This window comes from Erythrobacter sp. GH1-10 (assembly GCF_045363165.1).
Taxonomy (GTDB): Bacteria; Pseudomonadota; Alphaproteobacteria; order Sphingomonadales; family Sphingomonadaceae; genus Erythrobacter.
Genome location: NZ_JBJFLP010000002.1, coordinates 106,503 through 130,088 on the forward strand (window position 1 = coordinate 106,503; position 23,586 = coordinate 130,088).

Consider the following 23,586-nt stretch of genomic DNA (forward strand, 5'->3'; position numbering starts at 1 on the left):
AATGGCAAACGCTGGCAAGGCACTTCGTCGCAAAATGCTCGTTTCGACCGCGGTGGCGGCAGTGGCGATGGTTCCGCACGTTGCGAACGCGCAGCTGGTATCGATCGGTGATCTCAACTCGCAGATCGATCAGGATGGCGAAGACGGCACTGGCGTTCATCAACCGCTGGTGGTCTCGGCACCCAATGCGACCACGCGGAATTTCACGGTCAATTCGAGGGTCGTGATCGCCAACTGGGACCAGTTCAATGTCCCCTCGACCACCACGCTCAACATCGATCCGGGTATCGACGCCGGGGCAGTCGCGCTGACCGAAGCGACGCTGATCAACAGGGTTATCGGTGCGACATCGTCCGATCTCGGCGGGACGATCAACGCGACCGATATCAACCTGTGGGTCATCAACCAAAACGGAATCCTCTTCGGCGCGGACACGTCGATAAATGCAAACAGCTTCTTTGCTTCGACGATCGGTGTCAGCGATTCCGAATTGTTCGATTTCTACAACGGGGTCAGCGACACACTCAGCTTCACCGGATCGAGCAACGGGACGATTACAACCACTGGCGGTGGCGGATCGTTCACCGTCGACGGAACACCTTCTGTAAGCTTGGTCGGCGATGGAACGCTCGCATTCATTGGCGAGGGGTTGAATCTCGACGCATCTTTCAACTCCGACAACGGCAGGGTTGTGTTCGTTACTGCCGAGTCGGTCGACATCCAGTTCAGCGTCGGAAGCCCCCTCGTTTTCACGGCACCTGCCGGCACGACTATCGCCCAGCAGACGATCGCTGGCACGGTAAACGGGCAGACGGTCGAATTCCGCATGTATACGGGGAACAACTTCCTCAGCGACATGCTGATCAACGCCGACGTTACGGCCAATGCCGCGGTTGCGTCGGGTAACGGTATCCGCCTGTTTACCGACAAGACAACCGGTGGCGGGCCGACCGATCCCGATATCGTGGTCGCGGGCAGCCTAGCCTCGAACGACGGTATCTCGTTCAACAGCGGAGGCGATCAGGTCAACATCACTGCTGGTATGATCGATGCCGATGCCGATACCAACAACACGGGCAACCTTGCGATCAACCGGGTCGGTGGCGGCAATATCGGCTTGGACGCGACCTCGATCAATGCGGCTGGCATTACATCCTCGGGCACCGTTTCGATCCAGGTCACGGATGACCTGACAGCCACGTCGATCACGTCGAGCGGCGCGATCAACGTCGACAGCCTGGGTGGCGGGAACCTCTCGGTCGGAGATCTGACAGCGGGGGGCAACGTCCTGCTGGGGACGACCGGCAACATCACGATGGGGTCGCTCAACAACCCCGCCATCGATCTCGTGCTCGGTTTCGCAGCAACGCCGAACGATGTGACCATAACCGGCGATGTCAGCGTCGATGAACTAACTGTGTCGATGACCGGGGATTTCGTCGCGCAGAACATTATCACCGACAACAGCGACATAGTGATCGATGCGAATTCGATCAACGCGCTTGCGCTTAATGCGCAGAACGATGCGATCAATCTGGATGCGGTGGGCGGAATCACAACGACCTCGCTGACGGCGAGCGGCATCATCGATGTCGACAGCTCGGGCGGCGGCAACCTGTCTCTGGGCAATCTGGCTGCCGGTGCAGATGTCACGCTCGACACGGCCGGCAATGTCCAGATCGGGACTTTCATCGACCCGACCGAGGATCTCATCATCGGGGCCGACGAAACCGTGGCAAACGTTACCTTTTCGGGTGACGTTTCGCTCGATGAATTCACGGTGTCGATGACGGGAGATTTCAGTGCCCAGAACCTGACGACCGACAACAGCGACATCGTCATCGATGCGAATTCGATCAACGCGCTCGCGCTTGATGCGCAGAACGACGCGATCAATCTGGATGCGGTGGGCGGCATCACCACGACATCGCTGACGGCCAGCAGCACAATCGACGTCGACAGCTCGGGCGGCGGCGATCTTTCGCTGGGCGCGCTGGCTTCGGGCGGCAACGTCGTGCTCGACACGAGCGGTAACGTCCAGATCTCGACGTTCAACGAACCCACGCACAATCTCACCGTCGGCGATGACGATACGGCAACGAATGTGACCTTCACCGGCGATGTCACGGCCGATCAGCTGGCTGTCCTCATGAGCGGCAATTTCAGCGCTCAGAACGTGACGGTGGACGCGCTCGACCTCGCCGAGCCCGCAGCGCTTGCATTCCTGACGCTGACGGCAAACTCGATAGCCATCGATACGACCGGCGCTCTGGATGTCTCGACCCTGATCTCGTCGATCAGCGGCGACCTCACGCTCGAAGCGCTGACACTCACCGCCGCCGACCTGACTTCGACGGGCGGGAATATTTCCCTGACCGCCACGGGCGATGGCGTCACATCCGGCACGGTCACCGCCGGCAATCTCACCGCGAACCAGATATCGCTCGAAAGCGGCAATGGCGGTGCCTTCTCGCTTGGCAATGTGACTGCGGATGACGGCATCACGTTGAACACCTCGGGCGCGACGACTGCGCTGGTGGTCGATGCCGACAACGATGGTGGAGGCGGCTCGCTGAGCGGGACGTCGCTCGACCTGACGGCCACTTCGGTGAACGCCAGCGGCACGACCACCACGACCGGAGATATGGTCATCGCCAGCTCGGGCGCTGGCAATCTCGTCCTCGGCAATATCAATTCGGCCGGAGCCGTAGACCTCGATACGACCGGGACCGTACTGGCTGGTTCCGCCACGGCCGCCGGCGCGCTGACCGTCGGAAACTCGGCCAATCTTCTGCTCTCGCCCAGTTCGGTCCAGTTCACCAACGACATCTCCGCGGCCAGCGTTGCGATCTACACGCAAGGGGCGTTCCTCGCGGAATCGACCGGCGGTACGGATCGCGACATCACCGCGACATCCGGATCGATCACTATCGATGCGCTCACCATTCTCGCGCAGAACCTCGAGACGACTGGCGGCGGAATAGCGCTTACCGCGCGGCAAACCGGGCTTGGTAACGACCAAGTTGCGATCGATGTCAACGATCTCGAAACCAACGGAACCGGCGACATCAACATCATCAGCCTCGGCGACACCGGGGCGGCCAATGCCGGTGGCGGGAAGATCCTGACCGGCGTGCTCGATACGCGCGCCGGAGGCCCGGGAAGCATGTCGGGTGACATCTTCCTCGACACGACCGGCAATATCGAAACCGGAAACATCCGGACCGGCGGCCTGTTTGTCGGCACCGCCATCATCCCGAACGAATTCGATCCCGGCGCGAGCACTCAGGCCGTAACCTCGGTGATCAACACGTCGGGGATCGTCGATCTCGGCGACTTTACGAGCGACCAGATCATTCTGACGGCGGGACAGATCATCGCCAATAATCTCGTATCGACGAGCGGCGATGTCTCGCTGACCGCGATCGGGATTGATGGACTCACTCCGGACGGCACGATTACCGCGAATTCGATTATTTCGGCGGGCAGCATCACGCTGACGAGCAACGATGGTGGTGCGATTGCCGGCGGCAACCTCGACGCCCAGACGACTATTACCCTTTCGACCACGGGCGCGCTCTCCTTTGGCGATGCGATCGCGACCGGCGTTTTCGATATCGGCAATCCGAGCGCGCTGACGATCAGCGGCAACATCGATGTCGGCACGTTCAATTTCACCACCGGCCTCAATTTCGTCGCCAACGATGTATTCGCCGCCGACGGCCTTTCGATCGATGCCAACCTGATCGAGGCGAATGCGGTCGGCTCTGCCAACGGGAATGTCACTCTGATTTCGCGAGGTCTCGTCGCGCCCGGTACCCCGGCGGCGACAATCCTGCCGGGGACTGTGCAGACTGATTCCATTGCCGCTGGCGGCACCATCGACGTCACCAGCCTGAATGGCGGTTTCCTAAACCTCGGCGATCTGACCGCAGACGGAGACATCAACCTCGATACAAACGGCAATGTTTCGCTCGGGGGCGTCAACAGCAATCCGGCCGACGCCACGATCGGCACGCTTTCGATTAGTGGTGAAACCGTTGCCGATGCGGGCCAGATTACCATTGGCGGCAACGCAAGAGCGACTTCGATTTCCATCGCCGGGTCGGGTCCAGTCACGACGCAAGACATGACCGCGATTGCCGGATCGCTGTTCGTCAATTCCAATAGCGCGGTATCGACAGGCGCATTGTCGGCTGCCGTAAACCTGATTGTGGAAGCCAACGGTGCCGCGAGCGACATCACGACAGGAACGGTGGGTTCCGATGGCGGCCTGATCTACCTGACCGCTGGAAGGAACCTCACAACCGGAGACATCTCCACCGACGCCAACTCGGCAGCGGCAATTGACTCGATCCTGTTGCACGCCGGGCAATTGATCTCGACAGGCTCGTTGCTTGCCGGAGAGGATGTCTTGGCTGTCGCGGGAACGACCTTCACTTCCGGAGGAATCGCGGTCGGCGACGACATCACCGTCGACGCAGGCGGCGTGGCAACTATTGCTGGCGATGTCGCGACCGATGGTACGGGCAACCCGAACAACACATGGGTATTCACCGCCGCCCCTGGTGCTCTCGGTCTCATTATCGATCCCGATAGCGGCGTGCCGACCATCAACATCAGCGGTTCGGCCATCACTATCGGCGGCGCAATCGACGGTCTCGACCCGCTCGACAATCCGGTTGCCGATGTCACCCTGACCACGACCGGCGCGCTCGAGACCGGTCAGGTCGATGCGCTCAGCCTGACCATCTCGAATCCGACTTCGATTACTTTCAACGGTTCGGTAACCGCGCCGACGCTGAGTATTGCGACGACAGGCGGGATCGACTTGGCGATGGGCACCGGCGACCTGACCAGCGACGATGTCTCTCTGAATGCCGACTTCGTCAGGGCCAATGCAATCACTGCCGAAAACGGATCGGTCAGCATAGTGGCGACGGGCGGAAGCGCCAATCCGCTTTCCGGAACCGTTACGACTAACTCGATCACCGCCTCGTCCAGCGTTGCGACCGAAGGTAATATCGAGGTTCAGAGCGACAGCGACGGGCTGTTGAATCTCGGCGTGTTGCAGGCGGACGGCTTCATCCGTCTCGACACTGGCGGCACCTTACAGACCGGACAGGTCGATGCCGATTTCGATGATGCGAATGGCGGCGACCTGATCATCGGCAGCACGGCCGCTCTGGCTCCGGAACTTGTCACGTTTGGTGGGCCCGTGAGCGCTGCTGGCATCTCGATCCTCACCGATACTTCGGTCGATGGCTCGATCGATGCGACCGGCTTCGATATCACCGCCAAGACCGGCGCGTTGACGATTACCGGAGGGGACATCACCGCGGCGATCATTTCCGCTGCAGGTGCAAACAGCCTCACTTCGAATGGCACAATAGCGGCCGATCAAATCAATTCGACCGGCAGCAGCGTCACCGTCAACGCCGGAACCGTTGCCGGTGGCTCGGTGACCGCGAACGGCAATGCGACGCTCACGGCTTCCAATGCGATCACGACCTCCTTCATCACATCGACCACCGGCAATGTGCAGGCCATCGGCAATGGCGGTGGCACGCTCGACTTGGGCAATGTGACCGCGAACAACGGCTCGATCGATATCCAGAGCAACGGCAGCGGCCTGCTCGATCTCGGCGATCTAACGGCAGGCAGCGGGATCGAACTCGACACCGCTGGCACTTTGCAGACCGGCAAGATCGATGCCGATTTGGATAATGCGAATGGTGGCGAGCTAATAATCGGCAGCACCGCCGCGCTCGCCCCCCAAAGCGTAACCTTTACCGATGCCGTGGAAGCTACCGGCATTACGATCTTGACCGATGGTGCCCTCGACGCGAACGGATTGATTGTCGATGCGAGAACGGGCGCGCTCGATATTACAGCCAGCACGATCGACGCCGGTGCCGTCTCGGCAGGAGATGGAGCGAAGCTGACTTCGGACGGGACGATCCTGACCACATCGATCACATCCGACAGTCCTACCGGCTTAATCGATATCGAAAGCACGGGCGGCGGGGACCTGACTCTCGGCAATGTTGTGTCCGGCGGCGGGATCGAGATCGATTCCGATGGGGGAGCTCTGTCGGCAGGCACCGTCGATGCGATGGGCGGCGCGTTGCGGATCGGCACGGCTGCGCAGGATCTCGCCTCGGCTACGCTCACTGGGCCGATTAGCGGCACCAGCGTCAGCATCTATGTCGCGGGGGCGTTGAACGCCAACGGCCAGACGATTGATGCGACAGCCAGTGCGCTGGAGATCATTGCCGGAACGATCACGAGCGGCGCCGTAACCGCCGACGGCAACGCGGCTCTCACGGCTACTGATACGATCACCACCGCGTCGATCACGTCTGACACCGGCAATGTGCAGGTGACCGGCAATGGCGGCGGAACGCTCGACCTGGGCAATGTGACCGCCACCGCCGGGTCGATCGACATCCAGAGCGATGGCGGCGGCCTGCTCGATCTCGGCGATCTGGCGGCGGGAAGCGGGATCGAACTCGACACCGCAGGTGACCTGACGGCTGGCGAGGCCGATGCCGGCACGGGTGCTTTGACGATCGGCAGCACAGCGGCGCTTTCGCCCAACTCGGCGAGCTTCACCGGTCCGCTGAGCGGCGGGACAGTCGCGATCGACGTCGAAAATGCGTTCGACGCGACCGGCCAGAACGTGACGTCCACAGGCACTCTCGACATCGATGCCGGCACGATCACCGCGGCGATCATATCGGGGGCCAGCTCGGCCACGCTCCTTTCCAGCGGGACCGTTACCGCCGACGAGGTCAATTCCTCGGGGGGCACTGTCACGATCGACGCTGCGACCATCGCAGGCGGTTCGGTCAGCGCGAACCAGGATGCGGTGCTGACCGCTTCGGGCGCAATCACCACGACAGCGATCACCGCGACCAACGGCCTGATCGACGTCGAAGGCACCGGGGGCGGCAATCTGGACCTTGGCGATCTCCAGGCCGGCAATGGCATCGAGATAGACGCAACGGGCGCGCTTTCTGCCGGCGCTACCGCCGCGGGCAGTGGTCCGCTGCGCGTCGGGACCGATGCCCAGCGGCTCGCCTCGGCCACTTTCACGGGCGCGCTCAGCGGTCAGAGCATATCGATCTTCACGGTTGGAGCGATCGACACCAGTGGCGAGAATCTGACCGCTACCGGTGGCGATATCGAATTGACGGGCGACACCATTTCCGGCGGGGTTGCAGGTGCCTCGGGCGATGTGATCATCCGCTCGGATGGCGACACAAGCCTCGCCGGGGTCGACTCCGCAAATCTCGACGTCCTCGCGGGCGGCGAATTCGCGGTTTCCGGCAACATCGACGCCAGCGCAGCCGCGCTGATCGAGGCCGCCGATGTCGAGTTCGGCGGAAGCGTTGCGGTCCTTGGCACCGAACTCGTTCTCCGTCCGCTTGCAGGCCTCACCATTGGCCTCGGCGATGCGACGGGCGACTTCAACCTGACCGACGCGGAACTTGCGGGCATCAGCGCCGACCGGTTGGTGATCGATGCGACCGACCAGAACATCGGCATCGCCAACGTGACCTTCGGTGCGAATACGGGTGCATCCGAGGTGGTGATCGCCACGACCGGCGAGATCGCAATCACCGGCGATCTGATCGGCGAGGGCGATGGCAGGACTTTCCGTCTCGGTGGCGACGCCGATGGAACCGGCGGTGTGCTTGCAAGCCGCCTGACGGCAGACATCGACACGTCCGCGATCGACATCGCGGACTCGCTGCTCGATCTGCGCGCCAATGATATCGTGTTCGGCAGGCTTAACCTGATCGATGCGGTGGAAGGGCTTGCGAACGACCTGATAGCCGATCAGTTTGTCGGGAATTCGGTGTCGGATCTCTACAACCCGCTTTTCGCAGGTGCCCTGAGCGCGAAGCTCACGGCAGATCCGACCTACCTGCGCGCGGGCAGCCTGACCGTCACCTACGAGAATTCGGCGCTGTTCCAGAATTCCTCGATTGCGGCCGGCCAGTTCACCGGGGTGTTCCTCGGCGAAATCGGAGCCGACGGCATCCTCACCGTCAATCCGATCGATAATACCAACACCTTTGCCTATTTCGGGCAGCTCAACCTGCTGACCGGTCCGACAGTGGCACTGGCGGGCGGAGCCGTGATCGTGATCAACAACGACACCGATATCGCGGCATCGCGTGTCAACGGCTGCATCATCAGCAGCGGCGCGGATTGCCGCACGACGGTGGTCGGCACGACCACCATCGAAGTGCCGCGCGAGGCCACATCGGTCCTGATCGCCGATGACGGCCTGCTCATCCCCTTCGATCCCCTGGTGGGGACCAACAATGAAGGGCTGTTCTCGGATGTGGTCGCCGATCGAGAGCCTGATTGCATTCCGGGTGAGGGTGTCACGTGTCCGACAGAGTAAGGAGTTCCCACTTTATGCCAGGCTTGAAAACCAGGAGCATGATCTTCGCCGGGGCGGCCATGACGCTGGCTCTGGCGGCCTGTGCTTCGGGACCACGACCGACTTCGGTTCAGCCTGTGTCACTTGGCGCCAATGCCAATGGAGACCCGTGCACGGCATCGCCGAATTTCACCGATCCGCTGTTTGGCGAAGCCTATTCGAAGTATACGAACTCGTTTTCGGTAAACTGCAGCGGTACGTCGACATCGACCCTCGCCCGGGTCCGCGTGTTTGACAGTCTCCAGAAGCGAAGCGATTTCACGAATTCCAGCCTGACATGCGGTGAAGCAATCCCGATCACGCTCGACGGGTTCTCCAACGCTTCTGCACGCACCTGTGTCGATCCTTCGCTCGGGTTTTCGACCGTGGTGGTCGATGCCGAGGTCGGCGGCGTGCCCTATCAGATTTCAGCGGCATCGAATGCAGTCGGTGCGGGCTACCAGGCGGCGCTTATCCTGGCCGGACTGGACTCTTCCGAGGGCGCCACATCCGCCCGCACTCCGGTCGATATCGCGGCTCTTCCGGGTCTACCCGGAAACGTCGAGGCCGCTCCGGTCGCGACTTCCGCAAGCGAAGAGGCCACCGCCGTTCTGGGGCGCGGAACCGCGCTGGTTTTCCGCGGGCTCAATGCCGATGCGTCTCGCTACCTGCGCGGCGCGCTTAACGACCTGCCGCCAGACACCTCCAACCGCGACCGGGCCGAGATCCTGCTCGAGGCGGGACTTGCGGATTCGAACATCCAGTTCTTCCAGAGTGCGCAGACGAATCTGGATGCTGCGGAGGAATTGATCGGCGGGCTGAGTACCGCAGACCAGCGCATTCTCCGACCGAAGCTGGGAATCTACCGCGGCCTCGACGCGCTCAATCGACGGAATTTCGAAGAAGCGAGGGGGCTGTTGGCTCCGCTCACAGCTCGTGCGAGCAGTTCCGCAGGGGATCTGAGTGACCCGACGATCCTCGTCCGGCTCAACGCTACTGCCGGAGACTCCACCGACGTTCGCTCCTCCATTGCGCTGCCCGATCTCGAGGTGTTGCGCGAGACCTTCCTTGCGATCCAGGCGAGCTGGGCGCTGAGTGTCGCCGAGTTGTCGGTCGGCAACGAGGGGGCGGCGCTTGCCGCGATCACGACCGCCGAAGAAACCTACGCCGATCTTGCGGAATCGGTTTCGGAAGCGGGAATCGAAGAGGTCGGACTGTACTGGCTCAACGCGAAGCTGCTGCGCCAGCGTGGCCGGGTGCAGGCGGGGTCGGGCGATTTCGACAATGCGATCTCCTCGTTCGATCTTGCTGTCGACCAATTGACCCGCGGCGCACTTGCCAGATCGGGAACCGGCAGTGATCCGGCGATCGCCGAAGTCCAGCTGGAACGCGCGTCGCTGATCGAGCGGGCCGGGCGTTCCGAAGCGGAAATCGAAGCCGCCTACAACGCGGCGATCGATGCCATGCTCGATGCGCGTGAAGAAAGCTCGGCTTTCCCCACCGCTCTCTTGCATCCGTTCCTGGAGCAGCTCGCCCAGGGCATGGCGGCGGGTGACCAGGATTCTGCCGCGCGATTCTTCGAGGTGCTGCAGGTTTCGGGCGAATCCAGCGCGGCGCGCCAGGTCAGCCAGTTGCAGGATATTGTTGCCGAGGACTCCAATGTCGGGGGCCAGCGCCGCCTGCGTCAGGACCTTCGCAGGCAACTTACCCAGCTCGAACTCGACATCGTCGATGCGCGCCGGTTGGGGCTTCCGGTCGAAGAGCTCGAAACGACGCTGGCGCAGGTGCAGGCGCGCTTCTTCGAAATCGATGCCGAGCTGCAAGCCAACTCGCGACTGAGCCAGGTCTCCTCGAAGCCGGCCCAACTGGGCGAAGTGCAGGAAAAGCTCAAGGAAGGCGAAGGCTATATCCGGCTGTCGGTGATGGGGGACCGCGTGTTCGGCATTCTGATCGAGAAGGGCACCGCGCATGCGATCCTGCCCGAACAGTCGACTGCCGAAATTCTCACCCTGAGCAGGCAGGTCAGGCAATCCGCCGACTTCAACGAGGAAACGGGCAGGGTGCCCGGTTTCGCGGTCGATCTTTCTGCGGTGCTGTACCAGTCGCTGTTCAGCGAAGTCGACGAAGTCATTAAATCGAAAGAGGAGCTCGTTTTCGATGGTGGCGAGATTCTTTCGGGCACCCCGGCGGCTATGCTTGTCACCGATGTGCAATCGGCAATCGATTACGGGCGTCAGGCGAACAAGCGCGATTACAGCCGGATCAATTTCCTTGCGAGCCTGATGCCGACATCGGTGGCTATGTCCCCGCGCAGTTTCATCGCCTCGCGCAGCTTCGCCACGACTTCGGCGACGAAGCCGCTGCTCGGCTTCGCATCGCCCCAAGGGTTGGGGAACCAGCCGGTGGGAAGCGGCGGCAGGTTCCAGATCGGTCCTTGCCTGCTCGATGCCGACAAGTTCCGCCAGTATACCAACCGGTTTGCGCCGATCCCGTCGACTGAAATCCAGCTTGCTTCCGATGCGCTGGGACTACCCGGCAATCCCGATCTCATTTCGGGCGCGGAGTTTTCCGACACCTCGGTCAAACGGCTGGGTGAGCCCAACGGGATGCTGTCGGACTACAAGGTCCTGCACTTTGCGACCCACGGGATCACCGAGGGCCAGTTCGATTGCGATCGCGCCCCGGCCGCGCTGATTACATCCTATGGCGGCACGGCGGAATCCGATCTCCTGCTCAGCTTCGAGGAGATCGCAGGCCTGCGGCTCGACGCGAACCTTGTGGTGCTCGCTGCCTGCGACACCGCTTCGGAAACCAGTGAGGAAGCGCAGATTCGCAGCGGCGAGGCCCGCCCGGGCAGCACGCTCGATGGACTTGTCCGCGCCTTCTTTGCCGCGGGCGCGCGCTCGGTTCTGGCGACCTATTGGGAGGCTTCGAACACCGGCCCGACCGAGTTCTTCATGGATCAGTTCTACTCCGCCGGGCGAAGCGATGACATCGCGAGCGCGCTCAACGATGCGCAGCGCACGCTGCAGAGCATTCCGGAAACCTCGCACCCGTATTTCTGGGCCGGTTTCTTCGTTGTCGGCGACACCGATAACCGTATGCTCGACGGCCCGGGCTCGCAGCTCGCCGCGAAATGAGATAAGGACTTCGGCATGCCGCCTGCCGCACGTATCACTGATATGCACACCTGCCCGATGGTCAATCCCGGGCCGGTTCCGCATGTCGGCGGGCCGATCGTCAAAGGACAGCCCAATGTCCTCACCGTGATGATGCCGCAGGCGCGCGTGTCCGACCAGTGCATTTGCGCGGGTCCGCCGGATGTCATCGTCAAGGGCTCGATAACAGTGCTGGTCGGCAGCCTGCCCGCCGCGCGCATGGGCGATATGACCGCGCACGGCGGGGTTATCGTCATGGGCGCTCCAACCGTCCTCATCGGCGATGGCGCCAATGCAGGTGGCGGCGGCGCCGGTGCCGGAATGGGGATGTCCACACCGGTTCCCTTCTCCGCGCCGAACCTCCAGACCAAGGCCATGATCGGCGCGCACAAGAAGGCGAAGCCGTTTTGCCGCATTTGCGAGCAATAGGCTGACCTCGGATGCAGGATTGGTATGCGATCGTCGACGGTGCCGCCGATCCGAGGCTTTATCCGATTGTTACCGCCTCCTCCCGTTATGCGTGCCTGTATGAAAAGGATTACCCGGAGGAGACGCGCGCCGCGTTGCCCTATCTCGTCAAGCTGATCGATGGCGAGCAGTTGCCCGATCTGTGGCGACGGCATGAATCCGGGCGCTTCTGGGGGATCGTGCTGCAATCCTCGCTCGATCTTCCCGCCCTGCGACGGCACCTCAGGAAGTTCACCACAGCCAGATTGCCGTTGGGGGACGTGGTTCTGTTCCGGTTCTGGGATCCGCGCGTGTTCACGACTTTCGCAGAGAATAGCGAACGTGAAGAAATCGAACCGTTTTTCGAAAAGATCGATACTGTCATCGCCGATCTCGGCCCGGAGGGACGTAGGCGTTATTCATGGGCCAACGGCCTGCAAATGGCGCAGGCCGCGCCCGTTGCGCACGAGCAGACCACCGCGCAATAGGATTTAGCGGGCTGCCATCGCCTCACCTGCGGAAACCAGGTTGTCGCGGTGGGCCCTGAACATCGCCAGCGCATCGCCACTCAGGCTTTTTTGCTCCGAAGTTTCGAAAGTGAGCGGATCGGTGTCCACTCCGTCGATCCAGATCTCGTAGTGCAGGTGCGGCCCGGTCGATCCGCCGGTCGTACCGACATAACCGATGATGTCGCCCTGCCGAACCGGCTGTCCCACGGTCAGACCGGCGGCGAACTGGTTGAGGTGCATATATTTGGTTTCCATACCCTCGCCGTGGTCGAGCTTGACGAGGTTGCCCGCACCGCCCGCCATCGCGCGGAAGGTGACGGTCGCGTCGCCCGATGCGTATATCGGCGTGCCGGTGGGAGCCGCGAAGTCGACTCCGCGGTGCTTTTTCTGGACTTTCGAGATCGGGTGGGTGCGATACCCGAACTTCGATGTGATTCGCGCGCCATCGACCGGGGTCTGCATCAGGCTACGGACATTGCCGGTGCCCTGTGCGTTGAACCATTGCGTCTCGCGCTCGTCGGGCGGAACGAACGAGTAATAGGTCCGCGATTTCGAAGGCGTTTCGAGTGTCACCGTCAGCAGTTTCGGAATGCCTACGATACGGCCCGATTCGGTCACCTGCTCTTCCCAGGTTGCGCTGAAATCGGCACCGATCCCGACTTCCGTCTGGAAGTTGTAGTCGAACGAGAAGATCTTGGTGAACTCGCTGACGAGGCTGTCCGGCATGCCGGCAGCGACCGCCGAAACGTAGAACGTGTTGTGCTCGATCGTTCCTTCGACGCTGCGGACCTTGGTGGTCGCGGTTTCGAGCAAATTCTCGCGGTCGTAATTTCCTTCTGCATTCCGGACGAGCCGAACCGCCGTTCCATTGTCGAGTTCGGCAACCAACGACTGGACGAAGGGTTCGGTCTGGGTATCGCCCAGTTCCACTTTTACCAGCATCGGCGCATCGGCGCCGAGCGCAGCGACCGCCTCTTCGGCTATGACATAGGCATCGCCGAGCGGCACGTTCATCGTCTGGAGCGATGCGCCCAGCTCGTTCATGCCCTGGACCTGGATAATCCGCGTCGCGGTTGCAGGCGGAGCCGGTTCGGTCGATTCCGCCGGGACATCAGGAATTGCAGCGGAAACGGCTTCCCCTGCGTCTGTTCCGGTCGGCCAGAAGAGATAGAGGGCGCCCAGCACGATCAGCAGGGCCAGACCTACGCCAAGCCAGACTGTTTTTCCGCCTTTGCCTGTCTCCGCCTGACCTGCCGGAGCTTCGCTGCCCGTGTCGAGCGGCTCGGGAGAAACCCAGGTCTTGGGATTAAAGCTGGTGGACTCGTGGTTCATGGCTACCGTTCTCGCCATTGTCGCACAAAATGCGAAAACCTCCCAAGGACAAAACACATGCTTTATCTGGCAAGCCCGCTGTGCTTAACTGTGCGGATTGGGGGGAGTAAAGTATGAGCGACCGAAATCGTGTTGCCTGGCGGGAAGGGATGTTCCTTCGGCCGCAGCACTTTCAGGCGCAGGATCGCTTTATCGAATCCTTCGTGGCGGCGCGCCACGATTGGGCCCTGCCCTATTCCTGGGGGGTCGCCGAACTCGAAATCGATCAAGGGCTTGCCGAGCTCGGCCAATTCGCGATCCGCTCTGCGCGCGGGATCATGCCGGACGGAACGCCGTTTTCGATACCTGCCGACATGCCCTCCCCGCAGCCCGTCGCCGTGAGCACAGAAGTGCGCGACGCGACCGTTTACTTGACTTTGCCGCCACGGCAGATGGGCGCGACCGAGTTTACAGACGCGGACGGCGCTTCGCTCGATGCGAGATTTGTCGTCTCCGAGGTCTCGATCACCGACAATTTCTCGGCCGAGCGCACCGCTGAAGAGATCGAGGTCGGATCCCCCAATTTACGATTCGGTCTGACCCCCGATGAAACCGAAGGCCGTTTGCTGCTGGGCATTGCGCGCATTCGCGAAGTTTCGGGCAAGCGGCTCGTGTTTGACGATCGCTTCATTCCGCCCGCGCTCGATATTCGCGCCTCGCGTTTGCGCAACGGGCTGACCGACCTGATCGGACGGGCCGAGCAGATGGTGAGCGAGCTGGCTCTGCGTGCCGCAGAGACGACCGAGGGCGGCCAGGACACGTACAAGGCGTTCCTGTTACTGCAGGCGCTGAACCGCTGGGGCGCGATCCTCAAGCATCTCGTTTCGATGCCGGCGATCCATCCGGAGCGGATGTTCGAAAATCTCGTCGCCATGGCGGGCGAGATTTCGACTCTGACCCGCAAGGAGCGGCGCCCGCCCGAGCTGCCCGAATACGATCACGAAAACCTGGCCGGATGTGTCGATCCGGTCATCGACCTCCTCCAAATGCTGCTTTCTGGCGAATTCGATCGCTCGGTCGAGCCGCTACCGCTCGATTCGCGCGGACCGGGCCAGTTCCTGCACGTCATCAAGAACCGCACCCTGCTCAAACAGAGCTACATCTATCTCGCGGTGGCGGACAAGACGAAGTCGATGGAAGATATCCGCAAGCGCTTCCCAGCGGTGTCGAAGATCGGCCCGAACACCAAGATGCGCGAGCTCGTAGGGTCGAACCTGCCGGGTATCCCGCTGCGCCACACGACCACGCCGCCGAGCCAGATCCACGTCCTTCCCGGCTATGTGTATTTCGAACTCGATCGGGGCAGCCCCGATTGGGCCGAGATTTACGAGGCGCCGGCGATGGGCCTGTTCGTGTCCGACGACTGGCCAGAGCTTAAACTCGAACTATGGGCGGTTAAGCAGAAACAATGAGCGGAGACGACCGGAACAAGACCGTATTCAGGCCCTCGCCGCTCAAGAAGGGTGGCGGCCAGGACGGGACTCCTCCGGCAAGCCCAGCTCCCTCAGGCGGATTTTCCGGTGACGACGATTGGGGCGCGCCGGCACCGGCGGGTGCGCCGCCACAGTCTCCACCGCCTCCGGCTCCTTCATCGGGCGGGTCGTTCGAGCCACTGGGCAACGATCCGTTCGCCGACAATCGACCGCCTGCTGCAAGCGGCGGGCCGGCGGTGAGTTCTTCGGACGAGAAGTTCAAGGACACGGTGCCGCCCCCGCCCCAGCCGCGCAATGATCGCAACGTGATGATGGCGCACGCCGCGCCGGTTCTGGCGATGGCAGCGGCGGTGCAATCGGGGCGCTGGCAGGTCTCGATGGGTGAATTTCACCGGCGCGCGAAGGAATCGATCGGCCACTTCGAAACCGCAATCCAGAAGGTCTATCCCGAAGGCGTGCGCCAACGCGCAAAATACGCGCTGTGCGCCACGATCGACGACATTGCCCAGAACCTGCCCGGGGCGGGCGGTGGCGGCGCGCAATGGGCCCAGCGCAACATGGTGGTGACCTTTTTCCGGGAGAATATCGCGGGTGATCGCTTCTGGGATTTCGTGAACGAGATTCTGCGAGATCCCGAGAAAAATCGTGACATGATCGAGCTGTTCCATGCCTGCCTTGCTGCCGGGTTCGAGGGGCGTACGCGCGCCATGCCCGATGGCTACAGCAAGAAGCAGCAGGTGATGTCGAACCTGGTGGGCGCGCTCGAACATGTGCCCAGCCTTTCGCAAAGCGAAGTGGTGAGCCACTGGAAGGGCGAGAACGCACCGCGCAAGCCGAACAATTTCTGGAGCGTCATCGGCCTCGTCGCGGCGGGGGCTGCCGCTCTGTTGTTCCTGATCTACCTGATCTTCTTCGTGACACTGATGTTCACCGGCGAAGATCCGCGCGACAATGTCGCCGCCATTTTCCCCGACGATCCGGTCTCGCTCAATCGCAGCGCCGCTCCACTCGCTCCGCCGCCGACCGATACCGAAGCGCGCTTGCGCGAATTCCTTTCGGACGAGATCGACCAGGGTCTGGTCACGGTTCAGAAGAACCGGGTCAGAACTACGGTCGGCACGCTGTTCGAACCGGCCTCGGCCGATCTGGTGAGCGGGCGTGCGGCGATCTTCGACAAGATCGGACAGGCGATCAATCTCGAGAGTGGACCGGTCACGATCGAAGGCCATGCGGATTCGGACAAGATCAGCCCGACGATCCAGTTTCCGGACAATATGGCCCTGTCGCGGGCGCGCGCGAATACCGTCGCCCAGATCGTCCGCGGCCAGCTCGACGATCCATCGCGCATCACCGTTGTCGGCATGGGCGATACCGTGCCGATCGCATCCAATTCGACGCCCGAGGGCAAGGCGCAGAACCGCCGTGTCGAATTCGTTGTCGAGCTTGGCGATTAATCCTCAAGGCGTGGGAGAGGACCGATGAAAAAGTTCTTTACCAGCTGGTGGACGATATCGATCGTCACCATGGTATTGCTCGCCGCGCTGGTGTGCTTCGGCATTCCGTTGTTCGTCGAATGGATGCAGCCGTGGTGGGTGCGCGCTCTCTTCGGCGGACTGTTCCTGCTGCTGTGGGTCTTGTGGTGGTTCCTGCGGCGTCGCAAGATCAAGAAGGCCGAAGCGGCGCTCGCCGCCGAACTCGCCGGGCCCGATGCGAGTGAGGAAGAGGCCGTTGCGGTTCAGGGCCGGATGGCCGAAGCTCTCAAGGAGCTTCGCAAGGCCAGCGGCAGCAAGCGCGGATATCTGTATTCGCTCCCGTGGTACGTGATCATCGGTCCTCCCGGCGGGGGCAAGACCACCGCACTGGTCAATTCGGGGCTACGGTTCCCCTATTCCGACCAGGTGCTGAAGGGCAGCGGCGGGACCCGCAATCTCGATTTCCTGTTCGCAGAGGAAGCGGTGCTGGTCGACACGGCGGGCCGCTACACCACGCAGGATTCCGATAGCGAGGTCGACAGCGCGGGCTGGACTCGGCTGCTCGAGCTGCTGAGGAAGCACCGCCCGTTCGAACCGATCAACGGTGTGTTCGTCGCTATTCCGGCCGACGATCTCCAGCGCGGGGACGTGCGCGTGATCGACGAGCATGCGGCCATCATCCGCCGCCGCCTGCGCGAAATCCGCGAGGCGTTGCAAACCGAAGTGCCGGTCTACCTGCTGGTGACCAAGGGCGACCTGCTGGCGGGCATGACCGAGTATTTCGACGATCTCGATGTCGATGGCAGGCGCGCGGTATTGGGCCATACCTTCCCGTGGAAGGGCCCGAAGCTGACATCCGAAGACGTGACAACCGCGTTCGACGACTTCGTGAATGACGTGGCCGAGCGCGAACCCAAGCGGCTCGAAGAAGAAAAGGACATTCGCCGTCGCGGACTCATTCTCGGCTTCCCGAGCCAGCTCCATGCACTGCGGCCTGCGCTGCACCGCCTGATCGAGGGCGCGTTCCTCAACGAGGATCGCCCGAGCGGTCGGCTGCGCGGGTTTTACATCACCTCGGGCACGCAGGACGGCAGTGCAATCGACCGCATCCTGCAAGGCGTCACGCAGGCATACGGCAACCAGTCGGGCGCGGCAGGAAAGGGCGAAGGCAAGGCTTATTTCCTCAACCGGCTGTTGCAGGACGTCGCCTTCAAGGAGGCGGGCCTCCCGGTTTCCGATGCGGCGGTGCTGCGCAAGCGCAAGACCCAACTGACCGCGATCGTGGGCGCGATTGCGGCCTTCGCCTTGTTGACGGTCATTCTTTGGGCTGTGAGCTTTGCCGGGAACCGCGAATTCCAGCGCGAGACCACGGCAGAGGCGCTCGCGCTCGCGCAGGATTTCGATGGATCGCGGCTCGATCTCGTGCGCATCGGCGACAACGACGCTTCGCTCGAACAGGTGCTTCCGCTGCTCGATGCCCTGCGCAATATGCCTGAAGGATATCAGGCGCAGGAAGACGGCGGACCGTCGCTCTGGCGGCGGTGGGGGCTGTTCCAGTCCGGTCTCAGCCAGCGCAACGAGGAAGCCTACCACATCGGCCTGCGCCGTATCCTCCTGCCGCGCATCATGCTCAGGCTCGAAGAGAAAATGCGGCAGGAACAGGGCGACGCGCTCGCGCTGTATGAACCGCTCAAGGTCTATCTGATGCTCGGCGGGCACGCGCCCGAAGGTGCGATCGATCCCGAAACGATCCAGCGCTACATCCAGAAGGACTGGGCGAACGAGGTCTATCCCGGAAACGAGCTCAGCAATGTCCGCGCGCGGCTGGCCGATCACCTCACGGCATTGAGCGAGGATCCCAACATTTCCGCCGCGTGGGAGGGCCAGCAGGCTCCGCTCGATGCCCAGCTGGTCCGCGCATCGCGCCAAGTCGTGCTGACGATGAGCCTCGCCCAGCGCGCCTATGCGATCATGCGCGAGAAGGCCTCCAACCCGGACGAGGACTGGTACATGTCGGCAATCCTGACCTCGGGCGATGCGGCGGCCTTCGCCAATCCCGAAGAGGTCATGAATGTCTCGGTTCCGTATTTCTTCACCAAGGACGGGTTCGACAAGAGCTATCTGATCGCGCGGCAGACCGCTCGTTCGGACCTTGAATCGGAACTTTGGGTGCTGGGAGACGATGCCAACACCGCGAGCACCCAGCGCGAGCTCGGCAATCTGGCGGCAGGTATCTCGGGCACCTATGCCAGCGAGTACATCGCCCACTGGACGCGTGTGATCGAATCCCTCGAAGCCGGCAATTACTTCGACGACCCGCAGGTCTTCCGTGCCTTCACCAAGGACCCTTCGCCGCTGCGCAAGGTGCTGCTCGAAGTGCGCGACAACACATTGTTCGCCGAAGGCGGCGCGGTCGATGAAGCGGGCAACCTGCTCGAGGAACAGGTCAACCGCAACCGGATCGTGCGTAATGTGACGCGCGTGGCGGGGGCGGCGGAAGGTCGCGGTCTCTCGGCCGATGCCGAAATCCGCATGGCGTTCGACGAGATCAACACCTGGACCGGAAGTCGCGAAGAAGCGGGACGGATCGAGGCCTTCATCGCTTCGATCCGAAAGGTGTTCGAGGAAACCCAGATCGGCAGAGGTCCGGGAGGTGACAACAACGAAGGCATGGCACGCGCCCGCGGCGAGCTCGATACCGAAGCCGCGACGGCACCCGGTCCGATCCAGGGTTTCGCGCAGGATGTGAAGACCGGCGGTGCAGCAACCCAGGTCGGGATGCTGCAAGGCCAGGCAGACCTTGCCTACACCGGGGAGGTCCTGCCCTCATGCGTGCAGGCGGTGGAGGGCAAGTTTCCTTTCGACGCCGGATCGGACGAGGATGCCGGCATCTCCGATGTGCGCAGCGCATTCGGATCGGGAGGCACGATCCCGACCTTCGTCTCCGCCCAGCTTGAGCCATATCTGGACCGTAGCGACGATTTCTGGCGCTGGAAGGAAGGCGATCCGGTCGCGGCCTCGTTCAACCCGGTGATGCCGGGCAACCTCCAGAAAGCCGATGCCTTGATGGAAGTGATCAACGAAGGCCTGCCGCTCACGCTGGTGCTGAGCGACCTTGGAAACGAGGCCAGCCGCGTTGAGCTTACGACGGGAGGGATCCCGTTGCGGTTCGACCTCGCCGAGAACTCTTCCCAATCGCTGCAGTGGCAGTTTGGCGGGGGAATGGTGCCCTCCTCGGAAATCAAGATCTTCGCGAACACCGGTATCGAAGGTCTCGATCCGATGGAGGAAGTCATGTGGCGTAGGCCCGAACAGGGCCCGTGGTCGCTGTTTCGCTTGTTCGAACGGGCGCGAATCCGCAACATTTCGGAGAACACGGTCGAGGCGGAATTCAACCGCGGACCCGGCAAGGCAGTATTCGAAGTTTCCTTTCCGGAAGAGCTCAATCCGTTCAGTGGCGGCGGACTTTGGTCGGTGAAATGCCCCGAGACGCTGTGATCGAAGGCGTTCTCGAACACCCGGCAATCATCGGTAAGCTGCCGGGCCACGGCGATTTCATCGCGCGCGGCGTTGCCTATCGAGCGCGCGACCAGTTCGACCTGTGGCTCAGCGAATGGATGAAGGCAGGACGAGAGGCGCACGGCGAAGATTTCGAAGCGGTCTATGAAGTCGCTGCGCCGTGGTTGATCGAGACGACCGCGCGCACTGCCATCCTTATGCCGAGCATGGATTCCGTCGGGCGCCTCTATCCGATCCTCGCCATTACCGACCCCGACTGTCTTACCCAGTCGATCTACGATTGCCTCGTGGGCGCCCTGCAGGATGGCACGAAAAGCGACGACTTGAGAGAGGCACTCGATGGCCTCGCCCGATCCGAGCGCGTTCCTGCGGCTGAAGGCTGGTTCCTGCCCGAAGGGGCCGAAGCGAGCCTGCCATCACCCGATACGGTGCCTGAGTGGAGTGCGATTGGGGAGATCATGGTGTGATCGAAGTCGGTTTCCGATCTGCAGGGCGCAGCGAAACGGGCCTTGTGCGCTCGCACAACGAGGACTCGATGCTGCTCAACGACGAAGCCGGGCTTTGGCTGGTGTTCGACGGGATGGGTGGCCATGAAAACGGGGCACTTGCCTCGCGCACGGCTGCCCACGCGTTTCTGGACATCGAGCTGCCCGAGGATTTCCAGTCGGCGGTCACGCTTGCGGCGGACCGCATGCACCAGACCAATGCGCACCTGGCGCAGCTGGTCCAGGAGAACGGCGGCGGCACGATGGGCACCACTGCGGTGGGGCTGTTGCTGCGCGGGCGCCAGTTCGCGACGATCTGGGTGGGAGACAGCCGCGCCTACATCTATCGCCAGGGGGGGCTGTTCCAGCTGTCGGTCGATCATACGCACGTCCAGGATCTGCTCGATCAGGGGATCCTCTCTCCCGAGGATGCAAAGGGGCACCCGATGGGGCACGTGCTGACCCGCGCTCTCGGCGTCGAAACCGAGGTGCAGGTCGATATCACGCAGGACGAGGTTGCACCGGGCGACCGCTACCTGCTGTGCAGCGACGGATTGAGCGGACCCGTGTCCGACACCGAGATCCGCGATCTGATTCGCAAGGGCTCTCCGCAGGAAGCGGTCGACGCGATGATAGAGCGTGCCTATGAACGAGGGGCGCCCGACAATGTCACTGCGGTCGTCATCGAGATTGGCGGGGGCCAGGAATGAACGACAAACCCGGAGAAGACGAACGCACCGTCTACCAGCCGAAGGGCACGACGCCCGGCGCCGGTGACGGCGAGAGTTCGTCGTCCGAGGAAAAGACTGCGCCGCCATCCCCCGAGCCGTCTCCGGTACCATCTCCCGAGCAGCCCCCATCCGCCCCGCCGGAGGCGGAAAAGCCCAAATCCGATAGCCAGGTTGCCGAGGGCGAGGTCCTCAATGGCATTTATCGCATCACTCGCTTTCTGGCGCGCGGTGGCATGGGCGAAGTCTATGAGGCCGTGAATGTCCACCCGCCGTCCGAAAGGGTGGCAGTCAAGGTGATGCTGCAGCATCTGGCGAAAGACGAGTTGGTCGCGGCGATGTTCGCCAAAGAGGCCGAGATGCTCACCCGGCTGCATCACGAGGCGATCGTCCAGTATCGCCTGGCGGCGCGCGATGCCGAGGGGCGGCCCTATATCGTCACCGAATTCATCGACGGCCCGAGCCTCGAAGACAAACTCGGGAAGCTGAAGCTTTCGGACGAGCAATTCGCGGCGATCACCCAGAAGCTCGCGGCAGGCCTGGGCACGGCTCATACGCTGGGGGCGATCCACCGTGATATCGCGCCCGATAATATTCTGCTCGCGGACGGCGACCCCTCACGCCCGAAGATCATCGACTTCGGTATCGCCAAGGACGCGCGTGAGAACACAGCCACGATCGTCGGGGACGGGTTCGCCGGAAAGCTGCGCTATGTCGCGCCCGAACAACTCGGCGAATACGGGCGCAATGTCGGACCCTGGTCGGACATTTACAGCCTCGCCCTCACCTTGAGAGCGGTCGCGGCTGGCAAGCATTCCGATATGGGCGGATCGCCGGCAGATGCGGTGCGCAAGCGCATGTCGGTGCCCGACCTTTCCGATATCCCGCCGCGTTTCCGACCAGCCTTCGAAATGGCGCTGCAACCCGATCCGGCCAACCGCCCGCAGTCGATGGCCGAGTTCATCCTGCGCCTCAATTCGGACAGCGTCAGCACTGGTGGCGATCAGTTCGAACCTATCGAGGAGCCGGTCGAGGAAAAGACCACGATCGCGCTCAAGCCCAAGGAGTCCTCGACTGGCGGAGGTGGATTGTTGGCATCGCTTCCGGGTGGACTGGGACAGAACAAGATCGCCCTCATCGGCATCGGCGCAGTCGCGCTGGTGCTGCTTCTCGTCCTTACGGTGGTTCTGACGAGTTTCGGCGGGGAAGAGGAGGTTCCGTCCCGTGGCCCCATCGTCGATGCCGCACCCGATAACACCGGAGAGGACTCTTCGCCGCAGCGGCAGCTCGACGTCGGCTCACCGCAGTTTGCGCGGCTCGCCGCTACGGCGGCAGCCAATGTCGAATGCGCCTGGCTCAGTTTCGATGGGGCGAGCGGATCGACGGCCCGGTTCAAGGGCGGGGCTGCCAACCCCGCAGAGGCGCAAACGCTTCTCGCAGGCGCCCTGGAATCGGCTGGAGCAAGCTCGCCAGCGCTCGACTTCAGCAATGTCGTGCGGTTCTCGCAGCAATACTGCCCGGCGATCAATGCGATGCGTGCTGCGCGCAGCGATCAACCGCTGATCACGACGCCGCAAAGCAGCTATGAAGCGCTACGCCAGTCGATCGCGGTCGATGGCGGGACATTGGAAGAAGCGAGCTATGCGAAGGCTCTCGTGCAGGTCCAGAACGTGCAGCCGGGCGAGGAAATCGCGCTGATCACATTCGATGCGGCAGGCGGACTGTTCGCCTTCACGCAAGATCGCTCCGAGACCAACGAGTATATCAAGTTCCTGCAGGGCGACGCGACGGCAAGCGGGTTCCAGGTCAACTACCCTGCCGAACTCAGCGATGGACGTGAACGGGGACTCATCGTGGTTACAAGCCCGCAGCCGCTGCCCAAATCGCTGATCAACACCGCCGCGGGCCAGAACCCCGAGTTCGACGAAGGCTGGGCGAATGATTTTAGTCAGGGTGCAAGGGCCAACGGGTGGAAGGTCGATGCGGTGTGGTTCACGGTCGAAGACCGGCAGCCCGGGTAAGGCCGG

At 62.5% G+C, this 23,586-nt stretch carries 11 protein-coding genes; 10 read left to right on the top strand and 1 reads right to left on the bottom strand.

Translation table 11 applies throughout. The annotated features are described in order from the left end of the window. The first annotated feature begins 1 nt into the window (after window position 1). From ACI5KX_RS14550 to ACI5KX_RS14565, 4 genes are read left to right on the top strand one after another with little or no spacing between them, the layout of a single operon-like run. On the top strand, window positions 2–8,419 hold the full coding sequence (locus ACI5KX_RS14550; RefSeq protein ID WP_406811473.1) for a beta strand repeat-containing protein: 8,418 nt from the start codon (window positions 2–4) through the stop codon (window positions 8,417–8,419). Window positions 8,420–8,433: 14 nt separating this feature from the next. After that, window positions 8,434–11,577 (top strand): CHAT domain-containing protein, encoded by a 3,144-nt coding sequence (locus ACI5KX_RS14555; RefSeq protein WP_406811474.1) that lies wholly within the window; start codon window positions 8,434–8,436, stop codon window positions 11,575–11,577. A 15-nt stretch (window positions 11,578–11,592) separates the two neighbouring features. Further along, window positions 11,593–12,024, top strand: a complete 432-nt coding sequence (locus ACI5KX_RS14560) for a PAAR domain-containing protein (protein WP_406811475.1) — start codon at window positions 11,593–11,595, stop codon at window positions 12,022–12,024. 11 nt (window positions 12,025–12,035) lie between these two features. Beyond that, window positions 12,036–12,530, top strand: a complete 495-nt coding sequence (locus tag ACI5KX_RS14565; RefSeq protein ID WP_406811476.1) for a DUF4123 domain-containing protein — start codon at window positions 12,036–12,038, stop codon at window positions 12,528–12,530. 3 nt (window positions 12,531–12,533) lie between these two features. Here ACI5KX_RS14565 and ACI5KX_RS14570 read toward each other — a convergent pair whose 3' ends face one another. Then, the gene (locus ACI5KX_RS14570) at window positions 12,534–13,883 is read right to left on the bottom strand and encodes a M23 family metallopeptidase (protein ID WP_406811477.1); all 1,350 of its coding nucleotides are present in this window, start codon (window positions 13,881–13,883) and stop codon (window positions 12,534–12,536) included. Between the two features lie 113 nt (window positions 13,884–13,996). On the opposite strand from ACI5KX_RS14570, the gene tssK reads away from it, so the two are divergent. The 6 genes from tssK to ACI5KX_RS14600 are packed head-to-tail and all read left to right on the top strand — an operon-like array spanning window position 13,997 to window position 23,580. Continuing rightward, window positions 13,997–15,334 (top strand): type VI secretion system baseplate subunit TssK, encoded by a 1,338-nt coding sequence (gene tssK / locus ACI5KX_RS14575; protein ID WP_406811478.1) that lies wholly within the window; start codon window positions 13,997–13,999, stop codon window positions 15,332–15,334. Beyond that, window positions 15,331–16,809 carry a type IVB secretion system protein IcmH/DotU gene (icmH, locus tag ACI5KX_RS14580; protein WP_406811479.1) on the top strand — a complete coding sequence of 493 codons (1,479 nt, stop codon included), beginning with the start codon at window positions 15,331–15,333 and terminating at the stop codon, window positions 16,807–16,809. The genes tssK and icmH overlap by 4 nt, the downstream gene beginning before the upstream one ends. 24 nt (window positions 16,810–16,833) lie before the next feature. Next, window positions 16,834–20,325: a type VI secretion system membrane subunit TssM gene (gene tssM / locus ACI5KX_RS14585; RefSeq protein ID WP_406811480.1), complete on the top strand. Its 3,492-nt coding sequence runs from the start codon at window positions 16,834–16,836 to the stop codon at window positions 20,323–20,325. Next, window positions 20,307–20,813, top strand: coding sequence for a type VI secretion system-associated protein TagF (tagF, locus tag ACI5KX_RS14590; protein ID WP_406811481.1), 507 nt, complete (start codon window positions 20,307–20,309; stop codon window positions 20,811–20,813). Before tssM ends, tagF begins: the two co-directional genes overlap by 19 nt. Next, the gene (locus ACI5KX_RS14595) at window positions 20,810–21,541 is read left to right on the top strand and encodes a PP2C family protein-serine/threonine phosphatase (RefSeq protein ID WP_406811482.1); all 732 of its coding nucleotides are present in this window, start codon (window positions 20,810–20,812) and stop codon (window positions 21,539–21,541) included. Before tagF ends, ACI5KX_RS14595 begins: the two co-directional genes overlap by 4 nt. Further along, the gene (locus ACI5KX_RS14600; protein ID WP_406811483.1) at window positions 21,538–23,580 is read left to right on the top strand and encodes a serine/threonine-protein kinase; all 2,043 of its coding nucleotides are present in this window, start codon (window positions 21,538–21,540) and stop codon (window positions 23,578–23,580) included. Before ACI5KX_RS14595 ends, ACI5KX_RS14600 begins: the two co-directional genes overlap by 4 nt. Window positions 23,581–23,586: the final 6 nt, after the last annotated feature.